General features: G+C 72.1%; 18 protein-coding genes. 9 read left to right on the forward strand and 9 right to left on the reverse strand.

Translation table 11 applies throughout. The features are described from left to right. The first annotated feature begins 212 nt into the window (after positions 1 to 212). Positions 213 to 1178, forward strand: coding sequence for a ferritin-like domain-containing protein (locus NS184_RS05475; RefSeq protein ID WP_058725125.1), 966 nt, complete (start codon positions 213 to 215; stop codon positions 1176 to 1178). Positions 1179 to 1282: 104 nt separating this feature from the next. Then, a complete protein-coding gene (locus tag NS184_RS05480) occupies positions 1283 to 1810 on the forward strand; it encodes a YbhB/YbcL family Raf kinase inhibitor-like protein (RefSeq protein ID WP_058725126.1) in 528 nt (175 codons plus the stop codon). 211 nt (positions 1811 to 2021) lie between these two features. On the opposite strand, the gene NS184_RS05485 is transcribed toward NS184_RS05480, so the two are convergent. Then, positions 2022 to 4295: a polyribonucleotide nucleotidyltransferase gene (locus tag NS184_RS05485; RefSeq protein WP_058725127.1), complete on the reverse strand. Its 2274-nt coding sequence runs from the start codon at positions 4293 to 4295 to the stop codon at positions 2022 to 2024. 303 nt (positions 4296 to 4598) lie between these two features. Between NS184_RS05485 and NS184_RS05490 the strand changes: the two genes are divergently transcribed. Beyond that, on the forward strand, positions 4599 to 5828 hold the full coding sequence (locus NS184_RS05490; RefSeq protein ID WP_058725128.1) for a hypothetical protein: 1230 nt from the start codon (positions 4599 to 4601) through the stop codon (positions 5826 to 5828). 260 nt (positions 5829 to 6088) lie between these two features. Here the strand turns inward: NS184_RS05490 and NS184_RS05495 are convergent, their stop codons facing one another. Next, positions 6089 to 7057 carry an FAD:protein FMN transferase gene (locus NS184_RS05495; RefSeq protein WP_058725129.1) on the reverse strand — a complete coding sequence of 323 codons (969 nt, stop codon included), beginning with the start codon at positions 7055 to 7057 and terminating at the stop codon, positions 6089 to 6091. Between the two features lie 48 nt (positions 7058 to 7105). Here NS184_RS05495 and NS184_RS18230 point away from each other — a divergent pair, with 48 nt between their 5' ends. Beyond that, positions 7106 to 7441: a hypothetical protein gene (locus NS184_RS18230; protein ID WP_193750401.1), complete on the forward strand. Its 336-nt coding sequence runs from the start codon at positions 7106 to 7108 to the stop codon at positions 7439 to 7441. 14 nt (positions 7442 to 7455) lie between these two features. Here NS184_RS18230 and NS184_RS05505 read toward each other — a convergent pair whose 3' ends face one another. The 3 genes from NS184_RS05505 to NS184_RS05515 form a co-directional block, all read right to left on the reverse strand. Further along, the gene (locus NS184_RS05505) at positions 7456 to 8073 is read right to left on the reverse strand and encodes a CE1759 family FMN reductase (RefSeq protein WP_058725131.1); all 618 of its coding nucleotides are present in this window, start codon (positions 8071 to 8073) and stop codon (positions 7456 to 7458) included. Positions 8074 to 8237: 164 nt separating this feature from the next. After that, positions 8238 to 8507, reverse strand: coding sequence for a 30S ribosomal protein S15 (gene rpsO, locus NS184_RS05510; protein ID WP_058725132.1), 270 nt, complete (start codon positions 8505 to 8507; stop codon positions 8238 to 8240). Between the two features lie 119 nt (positions 8508 to 8626). Further along, entirely contained in the window at positions 8627 to 9073 is a 447-nt protein-coding gene (locus tag NS184_RS05515) for a VanZ family protein (RefSeq protein ID WP_058725133.1), read from the reverse strand. A 103-nt stretch (positions 9074 to 9176) separates the two neighbouring features. Between NS184_RS05515 and NS184_RS05520 the strand changes: the two genes are divergently transcribed. Genes NS184_RS05520 through NS184_RS05530 form a run of 3 tightly spaced genes read left to right on the forward strand, consistent with a single transcriptional unit; the run spans position 9177 to position 11630 of the window. Further along, positions 9177 to 10229 carry a glycoside hydrolase family 6 protein gene (locus NS184_RS05520; RefSeq protein ID WP_058725134.1) on the forward strand — a complete coding sequence of 351 codons (1053 nt, stop codon included), beginning with the start codon at positions 9177 to 9179 and terminating at the stop codon, positions 10227 to 10229. Between the two features lie 49 nt (positions 10230 to 10278). Continuing rightward, on the forward strand, positions 10279 to 11328 hold the full coding sequence (locus NS184_RS05525; RefSeq protein WP_058725135.1) for a M4 family metallopeptidase: 1050 nt from the start codon (positions 10279 to 10281) through the stop codon (positions 11326 to 11328). A 32-nt stretch (positions 11329 to 11360) separates the two neighbouring features. Next, positions 11361 to 11630 (forward strand): protealysin inhibitor emfourin, encoded by a 270-nt coding sequence (locus NS184_RS05530; protein WP_058725136.1) that lies wholly within the window; start codon positions 11361 to 11363, stop codon positions 11628 to 11630. Between the two features lie 547 nt (positions 11631 to 12177). Here NS184_RS05530 and NS184_RS05535 read toward each other — a convergent pair. The 3 genes from NS184_RS05535 to NS184_RS05545 form a co-directional block, all read right to left on the reverse strand. Next, the gene (locus NS184_RS05535; RefSeq protein WP_058725137.1) at positions 12178 to 14421 is read right to left on the reverse strand and encodes a HelD family protein; all 2244 of its coding nucleotides are present in this window, start codon (positions 14419 to 14421) and stop codon (positions 12178 to 12180) included. A 138-nt stretch (positions 14422 to 14559) separates the two neighbouring features. After that, positions 14560 to 15396, reverse strand: a complete 837-nt coding sequence (locus tag NS184_RS05540; RefSeq protein WP_058725138.1) for an aldo/keto reductase — start codon at positions 15394 to 15396, stop codon at positions 14560 to 14562. Next, complete coding sequence (locus NS184_RS05545; RefSeq protein ID WP_022902133.1) at positions 15396 to 15767, reverse strand: FKBP-type peptidyl-prolyl cis-trans isomerase; 372 nt, start codon at positions 15765 to 15767, stop codon at positions 15396 to 15398. The genes NS184_RS05540 and NS184_RS05545 overlap by 1 nt, the downstream gene beginning before the upstream one ends. 69 nt (positions 15768 to 15836) lie before the next feature. On the opposite strand from NS184_RS05545, the gene NS184_RS05550 reads away from it, so the two are divergent. Together NS184_RS05550 and NS184_RS05555 are read left to right on the forward strand one after the other, a co-directional pair. After that, on the forward strand, positions 15837 to 17153 hold the full coding sequence (locus NS184_RS05550) for an MFS transporter (protein ID WP_083513482.1): 1317 nt from the start codon (positions 15837 to 15839) through the stop codon (positions 17151 to 17153). A gap of 173 nt (positions 17154 to 17326) precedes the next feature. Beyond that, on the forward strand, positions 17327 to 18406 hold the full coding sequence (locus NS184_RS05555) for a YihY/virulence factor BrkB family protein (protein ID WP_058725139.1): 1080 nt from the start codon (positions 17327 to 17329) through the stop codon (positions 18404 to 18406). Positions 18407 to 18442: 36 nt separating this feature from the next. On the opposite strand, the gene NS184_RS05560 is transcribed toward NS184_RS05555, so the two are convergent. Continuing rightward, entirely contained in the window at positions 18443 to 19915 is a 1473-nt protein-coding gene (locus NS184_RS05560) for an aspartate ammonia-lyase (protein WP_058725140.1), read from the reverse strand. Positions 19916 to 20046 lie beyond the last annotated feature (131 nt).

Raw genomic sequence — 20046 nt, forward strand, 5'->3', positions numbered from 1 at the left:
CTGTCGCACAGGCGCAGCGCTGTCGCAGATCCGGCCTGGAGGCACGGCCCCGGTCCGTCACGCCGACCGCTTTCCGCACACCCCTGGTCGCGCCCCCCGTCCGGGGGTACCGTGACGCCACGATCGACCATCCCGCCGATCGTGGCCGGGTCGACCCGTTTCCCTGCAGCGTCGACCGGGTCCCGTGCTGCCAGCACGTCTCGAGGACATCGATGTTCGACAACGCCTTCATCCGCAACGCCGTCGACCGGAGCGCCGAGAACGCGCTCGACCGACGACGGTTCTTCACCGCAGCCGGGGTCGTCGGCGCCTCCGCCGGCATCGCCGCGCTCAGCTCGTCGGTTCTCACCACGGACCGTGCGTCCGCGTCCCCCGAGGAGGACGGTGCCGTCTCGGACGCCGCGATCCTCAACTTCGCGCTCAACCTCGAGTACCTCGAGGCGGAGTTCTACCTGCGCGCCGTGTTCGGCGACGGGCTCACCGACAGCATGATCACCGGCATCGACCCCCAGGGCCCGGTGATCGGCGGCAGCAAGGTCCCGTTCAAGAGTGCGGCCATCCGGGGCATCGCCACCGAGATCGCGAACGACGAACGGGCGCACGTCGCGTTCCTCCGGGCGGCGCTCGGCGGCGCGAAGGTCTCCCGTCCGAAGATCGACTTCACGAACGCCTTCACCGCTGCTGCGCGGGCCGCCGGCCTCGTCGGGCCGACCGGGACGTTCGACCCCTTCGCGAGCGAGGAGGCATTCCTGCTCGGTGCCTACGTGTTCGAGGACGTGGGGGTGACCGCGTACAAGGGCGCAGCACCGCTCATCACGAACAAGACGTACCTGAGCGCTGCCGCGGGGATCCTGGCGGTCGAGGCCTACCACGCCGGGATCATCCGCTCGAAGCTGTACGAGAAGGGGCTGCAGGTGCCGGCGGGCAAGATCTCCGACGCGCGCGACTCCCTCGACGGCCCGACCGACGACGACCAGGGCATCGTGACCTCGTCCGGCGCGGTGAACCTCGTGCCGACGGACGCGAACTCGATCGCGTACGGACGCACGGCCGAACGCGTCCTGAACGTCGTCTTCCTGACGCCGGTGCAGATCGACAAGGGCGGGTTCTTCCCCGAGGGCGTGAACGGTCCGATCGTCGCGAGCGGCAACCCCGGCAGCGCGACCGGGCCCGCGTGACGCGCCACGCGCGCTGAACGCAACCGGTGCGCGGACGGGAGGCGCGGTGCGGGTTCGCACCGTTCCTCCCGGCCGCCGTCAGGCCCCGGGTGTTTGCTGGCGGCATGACGAACGACCCGAACTGGAAGCTGCCCGAGGTCCCCTCCTTCGAGCTCACGAGCCCTGACTTCACCGACGGCGGCGCGCTGCCCGGCTGGGCACGCGGCTCGGACGCCGGCGGCGAGGACCGCTCCCCCGCACTCGAGTGGACCGGTGAGCCCGAGGGCACCCGCAGCTACGTCCTGACCGTGTACGACCCCGACGCCCCGACGGGTTCGGGGTTCTGGCACTGGGCGGTGACCGACATCCCCGCCGGCACGCACTCGCTCGGACGCGGCGCCGGCACGGACGACGCGCTGCTGCCCGCCGAGGCCCTCCGCCGGCGCAACGAGTACGGCACCGACACGTTCCTCGGGGCGGCCCCGCCCGCCGGGCACGGCGCTCACCGCTACTTCTTCACGCTGAGCGCCCTGGACGTGCCCGTCCTCGAGGCCCCGGCGGACGCGACGCCCGCGGTCGTCGGGTTCCTGCTCCGCGAGCACCTGCTCGGCCGCGCCCAGCTCGTCGGCACGCAGGAGACCCCCGCCGCCTGATCGCGCGCGGCGCACCGGCCGCCGGTGCGCCGGCCGCCGGTGCGCGCCCGAGTCTCGGCTCCGCGGACAGTTTCGTGGCGTCCGTTCCGCGAGGGTGTCCGCAGGGCCGAGACTCGGCAGGCAGGCGCACCGGTGCGCTGCACCACGAACGGCGAACGGCCGCCGCTCCGGTCAGGAGCGACGGCCGTTCGTGCGTCGGGACGCGGGAGGATCAGCCCTCGGCCGGAGCCTCGGCGTGGGTCTCGTGACCCTTGCCGCCTTCGGTGTCCACCTCGTCGGCGACCACCGGCGCGAGCGACAGCTTGCCGCGGTCGTCCACCTTGGTGACCTCGACCAGGATCTTCTGGCCCACGCCGAGCACGTCCTCGACGTTCTCCACACGCTTGCCACCGGCGAGCTTGCGGACCTCGGAGACGTGGAGCAGACCGTCACGGCCCGGGAGCAGCGACACGAACGCACCGAACGTCGCGATCTTGACGACCGTGCCGAGGAACTGGTCCCCGATCTCCGGGTTCGTCGGGTTCGCGATGGCGTTGACCTGGGCACGGGCGGCCTCGGCCGACGGACCGTCGACGGCGCCGATGTACACGGTGCCGTCGTCCTCGATCGAGATGTCGGCGCCGGTCTCGTCCTGGATCCCGTTGATCGTCTTGCCCTTCGGGCCGATCAGCTCGCCGATCTTGTCGACCGGGATCTGCACCGAGATGACGCGCGGAGCGGTGTCGGCCATCTCGTCGGGGGCGTCGATGGCCTCGTTCAGCACACCGAGGATCGCGGAGCGCGCCTCCTTGGCCTGCTTGAGCGCGGCGTCGAGGACCGACGAGGGGATGCCGTCGAGCTTCGTGTCGAGCTGGATCGCCGTGACGAAGTCCGACGTACCGGCGACCTTGAAGTCCATGTCGCCGAGGGCGTCCTCGGCACCGAGGATGTCGGTCAGCGCCGCGTAGCGGGTCTGGCCGTCGACGGTGTCGGAGACGAGGCCCATCGCGATGCCCGCGACCGGGGCCTTGAGCGGCACACCGGCGTTGAGGAGCGACAGGGTCGAGGCGCAGACGGAGCCCATCGACGTCGAACCGTTGGAGCCGAGGGCCTCGGACACCTGACGGATGGCGTAGGGGAACTCCTCGCGCGACGGCAGCACCGGCACGAGGGCGCGCTCGGCGAGGAAGCCGTGCCCGATCTCGCGACGCTTCGGCGAACCCACACGGCCGGTCTCACCGGTCGAGTAGGGCGGGAAGTTGTAGTGGTGCAGGTAGCGCTTCTTCGTGACGGGCGACAGCGAGTCGATCTGCTGCTCCATCTTGAGCATGTTCAGCGTGGTGACACCGAGGATCTGCGTCTCGCCGCGCTGGAAGATCGCCGAACCGTGGACGCGCGGGATCACGGCGACCTCGGCGTCGAGCGGACGGATGTCGGCGAGGCCACGGCCGTCCATGCGGACCTGCTCGGTCAGGATGCGGCCGCGGACGACCTTCTTCGTGACCGACTTGTAGGCGGCGCTGACCTGGCCGTTGGCGCTCTCGGGGAGCTCGCCGGCCTCGACCTTGGCCGCGACGGCCTCCTTCACGCGGGCCTTCAGGGCGTCGTCCTTGTCTTGACGCTCGAGCTTGCCGGCGATCTGGTAGACGTCCTTGAGCTCGTCGAGGGCGACCGCCTCGACGGCGTCGTAGACCTCGGGGGCGTAGGGCGGGAAGACCGGGTAGTCCTGGATCTCCTTGGCCGACTGCGCGGCCATCTTCGCCTGCGCCTCGACGAGGACCTTGAGGAACGGCTTCGCCGCCTCGAGGCCCTGCGCGACGATCGCCTCGTCGGGCTTGGTCGCGCCGCCCTGGATGAGGTCCCAGCTGTGCTCGGTGGCCTCGGCCTCGACCATCATGATCGCGACGTCCTCGTTGCCGGCCTCGTCCGTGACGACACGACCCGCGACGGTGAGGTCGAAGACGGCCTCGGCGAGCTGCGACGCCTTCGGGAACGCGACCCACTGGTCGCCGATCAGCGCGAGGCGCACACCGGCGATCGGGCCGGAGAACGGCAGACCGGAGATCTGCGTCGACGCGGACGCCGCGTTGATCGCGAGCGCGTCGTAGAACTCGTCCGGCGCGATGCTCAGGACGGTGATGACGATCTGGACCTCGTTGCGGAGGCCGTCGACGAACGACGGGCGCAGCGGCCGGTCGATGAGGCGGCAGACGAGGATCGCCTCGGTGCTCGGGCGGCCTTCACGACGGAAGAACGAGCCGGGGATCTTGCCCGCGGCGTACGAGCGCTCCTCGACGTCGACGGTCAGCGGGAAGAAGTCGAAGCCCTCCCGCGGGTGCTTGCCGGCGCTGGTGGCCGAGAGGAGCATGGTCTCCTCGTCGAGGTACGCGGCGACCGCGCCCTGCGCCTGCTGCGCGAGTCGGCCGGTCTCGAACCGGACGACGCGCTTGCCGAACTTGCCGTTGTCGATGACGGCTTCGGCGAACTTGATCTCGGGACCCTCCAAAAGGGTGCCTCCTTGACGTGTTCTCGGCAGACCCGGCGACGGCACACGACGGTGCGTGCGCGCCGAGGTGTCGGGACGCATGTCTGGCCAGCAGTAGAAGCACTCGGGACACCTTGTCGGCCCGCGAGCCACCACCGATGACCAGCTCCGTGCCCGGTCTGCGCAGTGTTTGTGTGACGACCGGGTTCGATCCCGGTCGCGTGCCGAGGAACGGTCCCCGGACGAGATGGACTTTACCAGTCCTCAGGCGATCCGCGGGCGAGGCGCACGAGGAACCCGCACCTGGCCGCTAGCGTACCGAGCATGCGCCTCCCCCTCTCCGGGCGAGGGTTCGTCGTGGCCGCCGTGGTCGCGGGCGTGCTCGTCGCCCCCCTCGTGACCGCGGCCCCGGCGAGCGCGACGACCTACCCGACGTGGCAGGACGTCCAGCGTGCGAAGGGCAACGAGCAGGCCAAGAAGGCCGAGGTCGACCGCGTGCAGACCGCACTGCAGCAGGTGCAGGCCGACGCCGCCGCGAAGTCCGCCGCCGCGATCACCGCCTCCGAGGCGGCGGACCGGGCCGATGCGGAGCTGGCGACGGCCACCCAGACCGCCACGAGCCTCCAGGCCCAGGCGGACAGCGCCTCGGCGACCGCGGAGCGGGCGCAGCAGCGCGCCGGGCAGCTCGCCGCCGACCTGTACCGCGACGGCGCGACCGACCAGATGTCCACCCGGATCGCGACCACGAAGGACCCGGACCAGCTGCTCTACCAGCTCGGTGCGCTCGACCAGCTCTCCTCCACGTGGGCCGGTGTCATGGACGACGCGTCCGTCGCTGCCGGGACGGCGTCGTCGCTGCACGAGCAGGCGAAGCGTGCCGAGGACGAGCGGGCCGACCTCGCGTCCGCCGCCGAGGCGAAGTCCGCCGACGCGAAGTCGGCGCAGGAAGCCGCGGACGCCGCGGTGGACGACACCCAGCAGCGCAGCGACGAGCTCTACGCCCAGCTCGCGTCCCTGCAGGACACCACGGCGTCGGAGGAGCGCGGCTACCAGCTCGGCCTCCAGGTCGCGGCGCAGAAGGCCGAGCAGCAGCGCCGGCGCGAGGAGGCGGCCGAGCGGCAGCGCGAACAGCAGGCAGCTGCGGCCAACGACAGCCCCGGCGCGAGCGGGAGCAGCGACGGGGGCGGCAGCACGAGCGGTGGCTCCGGGACGAACTACCCGAGCACCGGCGGTGTGGTCGTCGACCCGGCGGGTGCCCAGGCGTACGCCCGGAGCGCGATCGGCGCCTACGGCTGGGGGTCCGACCAGATGAGCTGCCTGGTCTCGCTGTGGACGCAGGAGTCCGGTTGGCGGGCGAACGCCCTGAACGTGTCGAGTGGCGCGTACGGCATCCCGCAGGCGCTCCCCGCCGACAAGATGGCGGTCGCCGGCGCGGACTGGCGGACGAACGCAGCCACGCAGATCAACTGGGGTCTCGCGTACATCCACGACGCCTACGGGTCGCCCTGCGGCGCCTGGAACCACGAGATGAGCGTCAACCCGCACTGGTACTGACGCGCGTGGGCCGCGGCGCGGTCGGTGTCCGGACGGGAGGCGCGGGTCGGCGCCGCCACGTGTCCTGACGCAACCCGCATCCAGCCTGGAGGCGCGAGGCGGCGCCGCCACGGGCCTCCCGCCCGGCGCGTGGTCACCGCGCGGGCGCCGTCCGACGCAGTCAAGGGACCCCGCTCGCTCCAGCCGAGCGGGTGCGCGGCCGTTCGCGGCCGTGCGCACGACCGCGCACGACGCGCCTGGTAGCCGCACCGTACGACGTGTCAGGCCGCGCGACCTGCGGCACCCGCACGCTGCAGTCCGTCCTCGACCGGCCAGCCACCGAGCCGGACCACCTCGCCGGACGCACCGACGAGCCGTGCCGCGTGACCGCTGGCGCGGAGCATCTCCGGCGCACGCCGACCACGGACGACCGCGGCGGTCGAGAGCGTGTTCGCGGTCACGCACGAGGGAGCGACCACCGTCACCGACCGCCAGACCGGCTCGGCGGGGAGCCCCCACCGCGGGTCGAGGATGTGGTGCATTGCGTGTCCGTCCCGCTCCCACCGCCGCTTCTGCGTGCTCGACGTCGCGATCGACCACCCCGACGCAACGCGGACGTGGTCGAGCGGATCCGTCTCGAGATCCTGCACCCGGACCTGCCAGCCGCCGGACGGGTCGGGGCCCGCCGTCGCGACGTCGCCGCCGAGCGACACGAGCGCTCCGATGCCGAGACGCGCGGTGATGCTCGCGGCCGCCATGTCGGCGGCGGCGGCCTTCGCGGTCGCGCCGAGGTCGAGGCGGGTGCCGGCCGGGACCCGGAGGAAGGTGCCGCTGAGCAGGATGCGCTGCCAGGCGGGACGCGTGTCGAGGGCGGCCGCGAGGGCCGCCGGGTCCGTGACTCCCGCGTCGTCGGTGAGCCTGTCGCCGTGCTGGTGGAACGCCGCGTCGTACCCGAGCGTCACCATGCGGTTGCCGAGCGTCGGGTCGACGTCGCCGTCGGTGAGCCGCGCGGCGTCCAGCGCCTGGTGCACGAGGGACGCCAGGAGCGGCGACACCTCGGCGCCGTGCTCGAGGTCGGCGGTGCGCGCGACGAGTTCGGAGTCGTCGCGGAAGCGGCTGCAGGCGCGGTCGACGGCGTCGGTGACCTCGCGGACGCAGGCTTCGGCGGCGGCGAGGTGTCGGCGGTCGCGGTGGTCGAGGACGACCCGGGCGGTGGTGGTCCAGAGCGCCCACTCGGCGGCGGCGCGCATCAGGAGCCCGTCGTCGTCGCGTCGGAGGACGAGTTCTGGCTGCCCTGCGTGACACCGGACGAGCTGCTGCCGCTCGTGCTGCTGCTGTCACTGCTGCCGCTCGTGCTGCTGCTGTCACTGCTGCCGCTGCTGCTGCTCGTGCTGCTGCCGGAGCTCGTGCTCGTGTCGGTGCTCGTCGTTCCCTGCTCGTGCCCGACCCACAGGCCGGCGCCGGTCACCATCGCGACCACGAGCCCACCCAGGCTCACGAGCGAGCTCGTCGTCCACTTCCTGCCGTTGATGCCCATCGTTCCTCCTCGTCTCGGTACGAGGCTGGCGAGCCCGCCGATGGAGCACCCGGGAAGCGACTGCGCCCGTGCCGGACGAACCCTGGGCGCACGGTAAGAGCAGGAGCGCGATCAGTGCCCGAGGCCGCCGAGCATCGCGGCGAAGTCCGGCGTCGCGGGCAGGGCGTCCGCCTGCTGCGGGACCCGGCGGGAGGACCGGACCGCCCATGCGAGATCGGCGCCGGCGCGGCTGATGCGCCCCTCGAGCACAGCGGCGTCGCCCGCGGTGCCCCAGTCGTCCGTCGCGGCGAACACCCCGGTCGGCACGACGGCGGCTCGGAGGTAGGCGAACACCGGACGGAGCGCGTGGTCGATCGCGAGCGAGTGCCGCGCGGTGCCGCCGGTCGCGCCCAGGAGCACGGGCATGTCGGCGAGGGCGTCCTTGTCGATCACGTCGAGGAACGACTTGGCGAGCCCGCTGACACCGGCGGTGAAGACCGGCGTGACGAACACGACCGCTTCCGCCTCGACGACCGTGGCAATCGCCTTCGCGAGGGCCGGCGCGGCGAAACCGGTCAACATCGCGTCGACGATCTCGTGCGCGATCGGGCGGAGCTCGACGTGCTCGACCGCGGCGGTGGTGCCGTCCGCGAGCAGTGCTTCGGCCGCGGCCCGCCCGAGGCGGTCGGCGAGCAGGCGGGTCGAGCTGGGGTCGGACAGTCCGGCGGAGACGACGGCGATGGTGGTCATGATGGTTCCCGACTTTCGATGCGTTTGCATGAACATCGTACCGAACCGATCGCCGGACGCAACCATTCCCGCGCGGGTCCACACGGGCCTCCCGGCCGCGTACGGAGAACGCCCGGCCTTCCGAGGAAGACCGGGCGTTCAGCCGAGCAGTGTCTGCGTGGGACTCAGCGGCGCAGGCCGAGGCGCTCGATGAGCGCACGGTAGCGGTTGATGTCCACGTCAGCGAGGTAACCGAGGAGGCGGCGACGCTGACCGACCATGAGCAGCAGACCACGACGCGAGTGGTGGTCGTGCTTGTGCTCCTTGAGGTGCTCGTTCAGGTCGTTGATGCGACGCGTCAGAACGGCGACCTGGACCTCGGGGGATCCGGTGTCGCCCGGGTGGGTCGCGTACTCTTCGATGATCTCCTGCTTGACCTTCGCGTCAAGTGCCATGGATGATCCCCTTCCCTGTCCTCTGAACGAGAACTGTCGTTGCGCGGTGCCCGTGCCTGATGCACGAGCGCTCTTTGTCCGCGGCCGTTCGACGGCAACCGGAGAAGCCTACCAGGAGTTCAGACCGTGCGGGGACGCAGGCGACGACGCCGAGGCGCGGGCAGCAGGCTGCGGAACAGCCCGACGAGCGTCGCGCCGAGGAGACCGCCGAGCCCGTTCGACAGCACGTCGCGGGGGTCGGACACGCGGTTCGGCAGGAACGCGCCCTGGTACTGCTCGATGCCGATCGAGAGGCCGACCGCGACGACCGCCCCGAGCAGCCACCAACGGCGGGGCAGCCAGAGCGCCGCGAGCATGCCGACCGGGACGAACATCGCGATGTTGGCGAGGAACTCCGTCCGGTCGTACGTGAGCCAACCGCTGCCGGTGATCCGCTGGGCCCACCGGATCGCGTGCTCCACGAGCGACCCCTGGGCCGCCGTGAAGACCTCCGGCGTCAGGGTCATCCGCCAGATCACCCAGGCGTACGCTGCGGTGACGGCGAGGAGGAGGAGTTTCCGGAGCATCCGGAGAGTCTGACGCACCCTGGTCGGGAAACCCCTGGCCCACCGCTGGCAGAACGCCCCGAGCCGCTCCCCGCCGGCGCCGTTCTCCTGGGAGCATGGGCCCATGACGGACCAGGGGAACCGCCGGCGTGCACCGCACCGGTCGTCGACGGGGCACCAGTGGACGTGGATCGGTGTCGCCGCCGCCGTGGTCGCCGCCGTCGTTCTCGCGCTCGTGGTGACGCTCCCCCGCGACGGGTCTCCCGACGGGCGCCAGGTCGTCGAGCGACGCACCGCCGCTCAGGCGTTCCCCGGAGGTCTCGCGGTCCAGCCGTCCGCCGAGAACCAACCCGGCCGACGGGAGGCAGCGGCGCGGGCAGCCGGCCAGGACGCCACCGCGCGGCAGATCGCCGTCATCGCCGACCAGCCGATCGCGACCTGGCTGACCGACGACTCGGTCGCCGCCACGCGCGTCACGGTCCGCGACGTCGTCCGGAGCGCGCGCCAGCAGGGCCGGACCCCGGTGTTCGTCCTGTACAACGTGCCGGACCGCGACTGCGGCCACTACTCGAAGGGCGGCAGCACGACGGCCGGGTACGTGCCCTGGGTCCGCGCCGCGGCACGGGCGATGTCCGGGTCGCACGCCGTCGTGCTCGTCGAGCCCGACTCGATCGCGCAGATCGCGGTGTGCGAGCGGCTCCGGGACTCCCGGCTCCCCCTGCTGCGGAAGGCGGTCGACGCGCTGAGCGGGCACGGCCTGACCGTGTACCTCGACGGGGGCAACGAGGACCGCGTCCCGGTCGCCCAGCAGGCGTCCTGGCTGCGGCGGGCGGGCGTCGACCGGACCCAGGGGTTCTTCACGAACGTCTCGAACTTCTACCGCGTGGACACGGAGCGCGCCTACGCGGACGAGCTCGCGGACCGCATCGGCGACGACCCGCACTTCGTCATCGACGTCTCCCGCAACGGGAAGGGGTGGCGCGGGACCTGGTGCAACCCCTCCGGAGCCGGACTCGGGCAGACACCGCACGTCACGCGGGGCAGCACACGACTCGACGCCCTGCTCTGGGTGAAGACGCCGGGACTCAGCGACGGGACCTGCAACGGCGGTCCCGCGGCCGGGCAGTGGTGGGAGTCGTACGCACTCGATCTCGTGGCGAACCGGAAGCGTGGCTGAACGAGCAGCCTCACGGCGCGGTGTCGGTGCCCGGTGGTTGCATCGGGACATGACCCCGACCGCGCGCTTCCGCTCCGTCGTCCCGCCCTACCTCCTCCGAGCCGTCGCCGACGCGCCGGACCTCCCCCGGGCCTCCTCCGCCGCGCGGTCCGCCCTCGCGTCGCTCGAGGTCGTGCAGCAGCCGAAGCACGAGCACCGCGACGCACCCCGGGGTGTGAGCGGCACGGTCGACCGGTCGCCGCAACGGACCATCTCGGACGGGCACGGCACGACGACCCTGCCCGGCACGGTGGTGCGGAGGGAAGGCGAGCCCGAGACGGGAGACCCCGCCGTGGACGAGGCCTACACCGGACTCGGCGACACGCACGCGTTCTGGCTCGAGGTCTTCGACCGGGTCTCCATCGACGGCGCCGGACTGCCGCTCGACGCCACCGTGCACCACGGGCAGGACTACGACAACGCCTACTGGGACGGCAGCCGGATGGTGTTCGGTGACGGGGACGGCGAAGTGTTCGAGCGCTTCACGATCGCGGTCGACGTGATCGGCCACGAGCTCGCGCACGGCGTCACGCAGTACACGGCCGACCTCACGTACGAGGGGCAGTCCGGTGCGCTGAACGAGTCGATCAGCGATGTCTTCGGCTCCCTCGTGCTGCAGTACTCCCGCGGGCAGACCGCCGAGCAGGCCTCGTGGCTCATCGGCGAGGGGCTCTTCACCCCGCGCGTGCACGGCGTCGCCCTCCGCTCGATGCGGGCTCCGGGTACGGCCTACGACGACCCGGTGCTCGGGAAGGACCCCCAACCGGCGACGATGGCGGACTACCTCGAGACCACCGACGACAACGGGGGCGTGCACACGAACTCCGGCATCCCCAACCACGCCTTCTACCTCGCAGCCACGGCCATCGGCGGCAACGCCTGGGAGGGCGCCGGGGCCGTCTGGTGGGACGCCCTCACCTCGGACGCCACGACGGAGTCGATCGACTTCGCGGGCTTCGCGGCGGTCACGGTCGACGCGGCGGCCACCCGGTTCGGGTCGGGGTCACGGGAGCACGCCGCGGTGCAGCAGGCGTGGCGCGGCGTCGGCGTCCTGAGCTGACCTCGTCTCCCTGCCCGGCGTACGGTCGGGGCATGCACATCGACGTCCGGAGGACCGGGGGCTTCGCCGGCACCACCCGGAGGTGGCGCGTCGACACCGACGCATGCGGTGACCCAGCGGCGTGGACGGACCTCGTCGGCACGCTCCCCCGCGACGTGCCGGCTCCGGCGCCGGGCGTGCGCGACGACTTCACGTGGACGATCACGATCGAGCAGCGCACCGTGACGATCCCGGGGAGCCGGCTCGAGGAGCCGTGGGCGTCCCTCGTCGCACGCGTCCGGGACGAGGGCGACGCCGCCTGACCGGTGCCGGCCACGGCACGCAGGGTACGCGCCGGGACCAACCGGCGGCACGGCACCAGCCCGCCACGTGCCTCCCGGGCCGCGCGCACCGGTGCACAACCACAGTCATCCCGAACCGCGCGCAACGGCGGTGCGACACGACTTCGGTTGTGCGGCGCACACACACGGCACGCGCACGCGGGTCGTGCTGCGCCGGACGGGAGGCACGGCGCCGGTCCGCCACGCGCCTCCCCTCGATGTGCGCCAGCGCACAACCAAAGGCATCCCGAACCGCGCGCAACCACGGTGCGACAGGACTTCGGTTGCGCGGTGCACACACGCGGCACGCGCGCGCAGGTCGTGGCACGGCGCCAGCCCGCCACGCGGCGCCCCGACGACGTGCGTCAGCGCACAACCAAGGGCATCCCGAACCGCGCGAAACCACGATGCGAAGAGACTTCGGTTGTGCGAAGCACGTGCGCGGGCGCCGGGCGTCACACGGCGCGCCGCAGCACGCGGGCGCGCACGCGCACGCGGGCGCGCACGCGGGCGCGGGGCGGTGCGCCCGTCAGGTCACGTCGACGATCGTCAGACGCCGTGTCGGCCGGGTCATCGCGACGTACACCGCGGCGGCCGCCCGAGCGGCATCCGCCCCGACGCGCTCCGGGTCCACGAGGAGCACCCCGTCGAACTCGAGGCCCTTCGCGTCCGCCCCGGTGAGCACCGTCACCGACCCCGGCCGCGGCGACCCGAGCGACCGGACGTCCGCTTCGGTCCGGGCGAGCCGGTGCCGCACGGCGTCGACGTCGGCCTCGGGCACGATCACGCCGATGGTCCCGCTGCCGATCGACTCGCGTTCCCCGTCGACCAACGACGCGACGGTGTCGAGCACGTCGGCCCGCGGCACCGACACCCGCTGCACCGGGTCGCCGTCGCGCACGGCCTCGGTCCGGGTGACGACGAGCCCCGCGGACGCCGCGTACTCCCCGGCTGCACGCACGATCGACCGCGGCGTGCGGTAGTTCACCGTGAGCTCCTCGACGCGGTGCTCGATCGGCACCTGCGGTACCCGGCCACGGCGACGGCGGGCGAGCGCCCCGACGACGTCGTCCCAGGTGCGGGCGGCGCCCGGCGAGGAGCCCTGCGCCATGTCACCGACGATCGTGAAGGACCGCAGCGGGTTCCGACGAGCGAGCACCCGCCACTGCATCGGGGAGAGCTCCTGCGCCTCGTCGACCACGATGTGCCCGTAGGTCCACTCGCGGTCCTCGGCGGCACGCTCGGCCGTCGTGCGCGGGTCGCCGCCCTCGGCGAAGGAACCGGCGACCTGTTCAGCGGTGACGATGCCCTCGACGCCCATGTTCTCGATGGCCTGACGAGCGTTCTCGATGTCCCGGTTGCGGCTCGCCTTCGCCGCACGCTTCGCCGCGCCGCCGGTGGGGTCGAAGGGACCGAGCAGCTCGGCGGCCTCGTCGAGGAGCGGGACGTCCTCGACCGTCATCGCCGAACCACGGGGACGGAGCAGCAGGGCCCGACGTTCCGGGGTCCAGTCCGGGGTGAGGGACGCCAGCCAGTTCGGCCGGGCGTAGAGGTCCTCGACGAACTTCTCGGCGGGCAGCGGGAGCCACGCGGTGTTGAGCAGGACGCGGGCGTCGTAGGAGGACCGGATGTCCTCGCGGAGGACCTTCTCGTCGGCCTCGTCCACCGTGGTGCCGCGCTCGCGGAGCTGGTCGGCGAGCAGTCTGGTCATCGCGTCAAGGGCGATCTTGTTGAACGTCACCCGCGCGACGTTGTGCGGCTTGCCGCGGTCCTGCGCGCGCTTCATGGCGTCGGCGACGAGCTGCGGCGGGACGACGAGCCGCTCGCCCTCGACGTCGAGCGTCACGGGCTCGGTCGGCACGACCTGCCGCGAGCGGACGGCACGGCGGAGCAGCGACGCCATCTCCGCCGATCCCTTCACGGCCGCGACGTCCCGACGGTCGTGCGTCGAGGCGCGCACGCCCGGGTAGAGCGACCCGAGCGACGCCATCACGACACCGGTCTCGCCGAGGGACGGCAGCACCTGCTCGATGTAGGTCAGGAACGCCGACGACGGCCCGACCATGAGCACGCCCGACCCGCGGAGGCGCTCGCGGTAGGAGTACAGCAGGTACGCCGCCCGGTGCAGCGCCACCGCGGTCTTGCCCGTGCCGGGGCCGCCCTGCACGATGAGCACGCCCTCGAGCGGGGAGCGGATGATGCGGTCCTGCTCGGCCTGGATCGTGGCGACGATGTCGGTCATGCGCCCGGTGCGCTCGGCGGTCACGGCCGCGAGGAGCGCCCCCTCACCCTGCAGGTGCGTGCGTTCGTCGTCGTACAGGGCTGCGTCGAACACCTCGTCCTCGACCCCGACGACGGTCCGGCCGTCGAGCGTGAGGTGCCGGCGCGCCCGCATGCCCATCGGGTGCGCGGCGGTCGCCTGGTAGAACGCGCTCGCGCCGGGGACACGCCAGTCGAGCAGGAGCGGCCGGTGGTCGTCGTCGCGGAGACCGACCCGGCCGATGTACCGGAACGCGTCCTCGTCGCTGTCCGGTTCGGAGACCTCGAGCCGACCGAACACGAGGCGGTCGCCGACCCGTTCGAGCGTCGCGATGGTGTCCTCGTACAGCCGGGCGTACGCATCGCGCTCGCTGCGGCTCTGGTGGTTCCCACCGACCGCCTGACGGCGGGTCTCGGCGAGTCGCTGCTCGGCCTCGGCGGTCAGTTCGTCGAGGCGGGCGAACAGCCCGTCGACGTAGCCACGCTCGCGGTCGATCTCGGTCGGTTCGGACACACGCCACCCTTCGGGAAACAGGGGTGTCCAGTGTAGTCCCGCAGGACCGACACCGGAGACGTCGCGTCGCGAGCCCCTGACGGACGGGAGGCGCGTGGCGGACCCGCCACGCGCCTCCCGTCCATCAGACGCGCAGCGCTACATCTCCTCGTGCGTGTCCGGGTCGCCGTCCCAGAGGCGCCCCCGCTCGAGCGCGGAGATCGCCTGCACCTCGTCGTCGGTCAGCTCGAAGCCGAAGACGTCGAGGTTCTGCCGCTGCCGGTCGGGGTCGCCGGACTTCGGCACCGGCACGGCGCCGAGTTGCACGTGCCAGCGCAGGACGACCTGGCCCGGCGTGACCCCGTGGGCTTCGGCCGCGGCGACGACCGGCTGCTCGCTCATGAGCTCGGACTGCTTCGCCAGCGGGCTCCAGCTCTCGGTCACGATGCCGAGCTCCTGGTGCACCCGCCGCAGTTCGGCCTGGGGGAAGTACGGGTGCAGCTCGACCTGGTTCACCGCCGGTGCCACCCCGGTGGCGTCGACGATGCGCTTCAGGTGGTCCGGCGTGAAGTTCGAGACACCGATCGACCGCACCTTGCCGGCGTCACGGAGGTCCACGAAGGCCTTCCACGTGTCGACGAACTTGTCGACGGACGGGTTCGGCCAGTGGATCAGGTACAGGTCCACGTGGTCGAGGCCGAGGTTCGCGAGCGACTCGTCGATCGACCGGTGCGCCTCGTCGTACCCGTGGTGGCGCCCCGGCAGCTTCGTGGTGACCACGAGGTCCTCGCGGTCGACACCGGACTCGCGCACGGCACGACCGACGGCGTCCTCGTTGCCGTAGTTCAGGGCGGTGTCCAGCAGCCGGTAGCCGCTCGCGATCGCCGCCTGCACCTGCGCGGTGCCCTCGTCGCCGTTCAGGCCGTAGGTGCCGAGACCGAGCTCGGGGAACCGGTGGCCGTCGTTCAGCTCGATCGTCGGGGCGCCGACCTGCATCAGCGGACCCCGAGCAGGTCGATGACGAAGATCAGGGTCTTGCCGGAGAGGAAGTGTCCACCACCGGCGGGGCCGTAGGCGAGCTCCGGCGGGACGACGAGCTTGCGGCGACCGCCGACCTTCATGCCGGGGATGCCCTCCTGCCAGCCGCGCACGAGCGCCGCGAGCGGGAAGTCGATCGGCTCGCCGCGGTTCCACGAGCTGTCGAACTCCTCGCCCGACTCGTACTCGACGCCGGCGTAGTGGACCTTGACGGTCGAACCCGCGGTGGCCTCGTCGCCGGAGCCCTCGACGATGTCGGTGATCACGAGCTCGGTGGGGGCCGGACCCTCGGGTGCGTCGAACTCGGGCTTGCTGTTGAGGTCAGTCATGCCCGCCAGTCAACCAGAGAGCGCGGTCCTGGCCGTGCAGCCCGTTCGAGGCAGCAGAATGGTTCCACCGTGACACGATCCGACACCGCCCCGCGCCGCCGCCTGCTCGCCGACCTCACCCCGCTCCGCCGCTCCCCCGCGTTCGCTCGGCTCTGGGCCGGGACGGCGATCGCCGGCATCGGCACGCAGATGACCACCGTCGCGGTCGGCCTCGAGGTGTACGAGATCACCCACTCCACCTTCGCCGTCGCGCTCGTCGGCGTGATCGCGCTCGTGCCGATGATCGTCGCGGGCCTCTACGGCGGCATGCTCGCGGACGCGTTCGACCGTCGGCTCGTGGCGCTCGTGTCGGCGGTCGTCGCCTGGGCCGCGGTCGCCCTCATCGCCACCCACGCCTGGCTCGGCCTGCACAGCGTCGCGCTGCTCTACGTCCTCGCCACCGTGAACGCCGTCGCGGCGACGGTCAGCAACGCCTCCCGCTCGGCGATCGTGCCGCGACTCGTCGGCACCGACCTGCTGCCCGCGGCGAGCGCCCTCGGCGGCATCGCGTCCGGGTTCCAGGTCACGGTGGGTCCGGCGATCGCGGGTGTCCTCATCGCCAGCGTCGGTTTTGCCCCGACGTACACGATCGACGTCGTCCTGTTCACGTTCGCGTTCCTCGGGGTGTTCACGCTGCCGCGGATGGCGGCCGAGCACGACGCGCTCCGCCCCGGGCTGAGCTCGCTGATCGAGGGGGCGCGGTTCCTGAAGCGCTCCCGGAACATCACGATGACGTTCGTGCTCGACATCGTCGCGATGACCTTCGGCCAGCCGCGGGTGCTCTTCCCCGCGATCGGCGCGCTCGTGATCGGCGGCGGATCGATCACGGTCGGGACGCTCACCGCCGCGTACGCGATCGGGGCGCTGCTGTCGAGCGTGTTCTCGGGCCCGCTCGGCCACGTCCGTCGCCAGGGCGAGGCGGTCGGTTGGGCGATCACGGCGTACGGCGGTGCGATCGCCGCGTTCGGGATCACGATCGCGGTCGCGCACGCGCTCGGCGGCCGCGCCGGCGAACGCTTCGACGTCGGGATCCTGCCCGCCCTCGGTCTGGCGGCGCTCTTCCTCGCGGTCTCCGGCGGCGCCGACAACGTCAGCTCGGTCTTCCGGAACACGATCCTGCAGGCCGCGGCACCCGACGGGATGCGCGGGCGGTTGCAGGGCATCTTCATCGTCGTCGTCACGGGCGGCCCGCGGGTCGGTGACCTCTACGCCGGCCTCGTCGTCGCGGCGGGCATCGCGTACCCGCCGATCATCGGAGGCGTGCTCATCATCGGGCTCGTCGCGCTGCTGCTCCGGCTCGTGCCGTCGTTCCGCCGGTACGACGCGCTGCACCCGCACGCGGACTAGCGGCCGCCGCGCCACGAGACTCGGCCGCGCGGACAGTTCCAGCCTCGCGGATCGCGGAACTGTCCGCGTGGCCGAGACTCGGCAGCGGGTCGCCAGGGCGACCACCGACAGCCTGGAGGCGCGTGGCGGGCCCGCACCGCGCCTCCCGTCCGATTCCGGGTAGTTTCGTACGCATGCCGGACCGTGATGCGCGCGCCATCCAGCGGACCGGGGTCCGAGCCGTCGTCCGGCGCACCTACCACTCCGTGATCCGGCACCGCGTCGTCGACGCGGCGGCGTCGCTGACGTTCTTCGCGACCCTCACGGTGTTCCCGACCGCGCTCGCGGTCGTGTCGGCGCTGGCGATCGTGGACCGGTCCGGCGACGGGCTCGAGGACATCATCCAGATCCTCGGGTTCATCGTGCGCCCGGAGACCGCACAGCACCTCGAGGAGCCCCTCCGGCAACTGCTCTCGCTCGACAACCCGTGGCTCGGGTTCGCGACCGGCGTGGTCCTGACGCTGTGGTCGCTGTCCGGGTACGCGACCGCGTTCGGACGGGCGATGAACACCGCGTACGAGGTCGAGGAGGGTCGGCGGATCTGGAAGTTCCGCAGCATGATGCTCCTCGTCACCCTGCTCGTCATGGTCGGCGGGGCGATCGCGATCCTCATCCTGCTCGGCACACCGACCATCGCCGCGGCCGTCGTCGACCAGATGGGCTGGCCGGTCTGGGTGGACGACCTGTGGAACGTGGCGAAGTGGCCCGTGCTCGCCGCGGTCCTCGTCGTCATGGTCGCGGTGCTCTACTACGCGACGCCGAACGTCCGGACGCCGCAGCTCCGGTGGGTGTCGGCCGGTGCCGCGTTCGCGATCGTGACCTGGGCGATCGCGACGTTCGGGTTCGCCGTCTACGTCGAGACGATCGGCGCCGGCAACCGCGCGTACGGGTGGCTCGGCGGCGCGATCCTGCTGCTCGTGTACCTGTACATCTCGAACTTCGTGCTCGTGGTCGGCGGGGAGCTCGACTCCGAGGTGATCCGGATGCGCCAGCTGTTCGCCGGGATCGAGGCCGACGAGTCGATCCGGCTCCCCCTCCGCGACGTCACGCGGAACTTCGTGCTGGCCCGCTGGCGGGACGCCGACATCGCAGCCGCACACCACGTCCGGGTCGAGGCGGCGAAGCTCCCCCGCGACGAGGAGGACTCCGCGCAGGCAGCGCACCTCCGCGACCTCGCCGGCAAGGTGCAGGTGAGCGAACCCCCGATGCCGTAGCGGCACCGGGGGTCCGACGTCAGCACCCCCGCCGCGTCAGCGCTCCCGCGCGGCCTGGTCCAGCATCTCCTCGGTGACGACGGGGATCGCCCCCGTCGCGAGCTCGATGCCCGACAGGCGCGCGGGCGACAGGACCCGCTGCACCTGGTCCTCCTCCATGAGGCCGGCAGCGGTGACGAGGGTCGCGATCGGCGTCGAGGTGGTCAGTGCCGTGTGCGCGATCGACGCCGCCGCCGCGTACCCGATGTAGGGCGTCAGCGCGGTCACGACACCGACGTTCGTGTCCACCTGCGCCGCGAGCTTCGCCTCGTTCGCCTCGATGCCCGTCACGCAGTGCACGCGGAGGGTCTCGCAGCCGTTCGCCATCCACTGCAACGACTGCATGATCGAGTGCGCGATGATCGGCTCGAACGCGTTGAGCTGCAGCTGACCGCCCTCGGCCGCCATCGTGACGGTGGTGTCGGCCCCGACGACCGCGAACGCGATCTGGTTCACCACCTCGGGGATCACCGGGTTGACCTTGCCCGGCATGATCGACGACCCGGCCTGGCGTGCCGGGAGGGTGATCTCGCCCAGGCCGGCCTGCGGCCCCGACGCGAGGAGCCGCAGGTCGTTGCAGATCTTCGAGAGCTTCGCGGCGCTGCGCTTCACCGTGCCGGACAGCGTCATGAACGCCCCGGCGTCGCTCGTCGCCTCGATGAGGTCCGGCGCGGTCACGACGTCGAGGTCGGTCGCGATCTGCAGCTGCCGCCGGACCTCGTCGCGGTACAGCGGGTCGGCGGTGATGCCCGTGCCGATCGCCGTCGCGCCGAGGTTCGTCTCGGCGAGCAGCGGCATGACCTTCGACAGCAGGAGCACGTCCTCCTGGATGGTGTGCGAGAACCCGGTGAACTCCTGACCGAGCGTCATCGGCACGGCGTCCTGGAGCTGCGTCCGTCCGATCTTCAGGACGTCCGCGAAGGCCCGCCCCCGCTCGGCGAACGCGTCGGACAGCGCCTCGAGCTGGGCGTTGAGCCGCCGCACGCCGAGGATCATCGCCAGCTTGATGCTCGTCGGGTAGGTGTCGTTCGTCGACTGGCTGCGGTTCACGTGGTCGATCGGGTGCAGGTACGCGTAGTCGCCCTTCTCCCGCCCGAGCAGCTCGAGGGCGCGGTTCGCGAGCACCTCGTTCGTGTTCATGTTCGTCGACGTCCCGGCGCCGCCCTGCACGACGTCGACCACGAACTGGTCGCGGAGCCGTCCGTCGCGGACCTCCTGCGCGGCTGCGTCGATGGCGTCGGCGCGCTCGCCGTCGAGCACCCCGATCGCCTTGTTCGCGCGGGCCGCGGCCTGCTTGACGGTCGCGAGGGCCTCGATGAGGTCCGGGTACACCGCGATCGGGACGGACGTGATGGGGAAGTTCTCGAGCGCCCGGAGGGTGTTGATCCCCCAGTAGGCGTCGGCCGGGACCTCTCGGCTGCCCAGGGAGTCGGACTCGGTGCGGGTGGGTCGTGGTGCGTCGTTGCTCACCCGGCCCAGGCTAGTCCGAACCGTCCAGCCGGTCCTGGTCCGCTGGCGGGCGCGTGTCGGCATGCGTCCGACGCGACCGGGAACCGACCGGGAGGCTCGTGGCGGTGCCGCCACGAGCCTCCCGGCCGTCA

The sequence above is a fragment of the Curtobacterium luteum genome, assembly GCF_001475545.1.
Taxonomy (GTDB): domain Bacteria; phylum Actinomycetota; class Actinomycetes; order Actinomycetales; family Microbacteriaceae; genus Curtobacterium; species Curtobacterium luteum_A.

Bases quoted from the DNA above. Each gene is read 5' to 3' on its own strand.
- NS184_RS05555 (WP_058725139.1), top strand. From the start codon at position 17,327: ATGCCGGACCGTGATGCGCGCGCCATCCAGCGGACCGGGGTCCGAGCC.
- NS184_RS05505 (WP_058725131.1), bottom strand. From the start codon at position 8,073: ATGACCACCATCGCCGTCGTCTCCGCCGGACTGTCCGACCCCAGCTCG.
- NS184_RS05545 (WP_022902133.1), bottom strand. From the start codon at position 15,767: ATGACTGACCTCAACAGCAAGCCCGAGTTCGACGCACCCGAGGGTCCG.
- NS184_RS05495 (WP_058725129.1), bottom strand. From the start codon at position 7,057: ATGCGCGCCGCCGCCGAGTGGGCGCTCTGGACCACCACCGCCCGGGTC.
- rpsO (WP_058725132.1), bottom strand. From the start codon at position 8,507: ATGGCACTTGACGCGAAGGTCAAGCAGGAGATCATCGAAGAGTACGCG.
- NS184_RS05515 (WP_058725133.1), bottom strand. From the start codon at position 9,073: ATGCTCCGGAAACTCCTCCTCCTCGCCGTCACCGCAGCGTACGCCTGG.
- NS184_RS05480 (WP_058725126.1), top strand. From the start codon at position 1,283: ATGACGAACGACCCGAACTGGAAGCTGCCCGAGGTCCCCTCCTTCGAG.
- NS184_RS05525 (WP_058725135.1), top strand. From the start codon at position 10,279: ATGACCCCGACCGCGCGCTTCCGCTCCGTCGTCCCGCCCTACCTCCTC.
- NS184_RS05475 (WP_058725125.1), top strand. From the start codon at position 213: ATGTTCGACAACGCCTTCATCCGCAACGCCGTCGACCGGAGCGCCGAG.
- NS184_RS05530 (WP_058725136.1), top strand. From the start codon at position 11,361: ATGCACATCGACGTCCGGAGGACCGGGGGCTTCGCCGGCACCACCCGG.
- NS184_RS05540 (WP_058725138.1), bottom strand. From the start codon at position 15,396: ATGCAGGTCGGCGCCCCGACGATCGAGCTGAACGACGGCCACCGGTTC.
- NS184_RS05520 (WP_058725134.1), top strand. From the start codon at position 9,177: ATGACGGACCAGGGGAACCGCCGGCGTGCACCGCACCGGTCGTCGACG.
- NS184_RS05490 (WP_058725128.1), top strand. From the start codon at position 4,599: ATGCGCCTCCCCCTCTCCGGGCGAGGGTTCGTCGTGGCCGCCGTGGTC.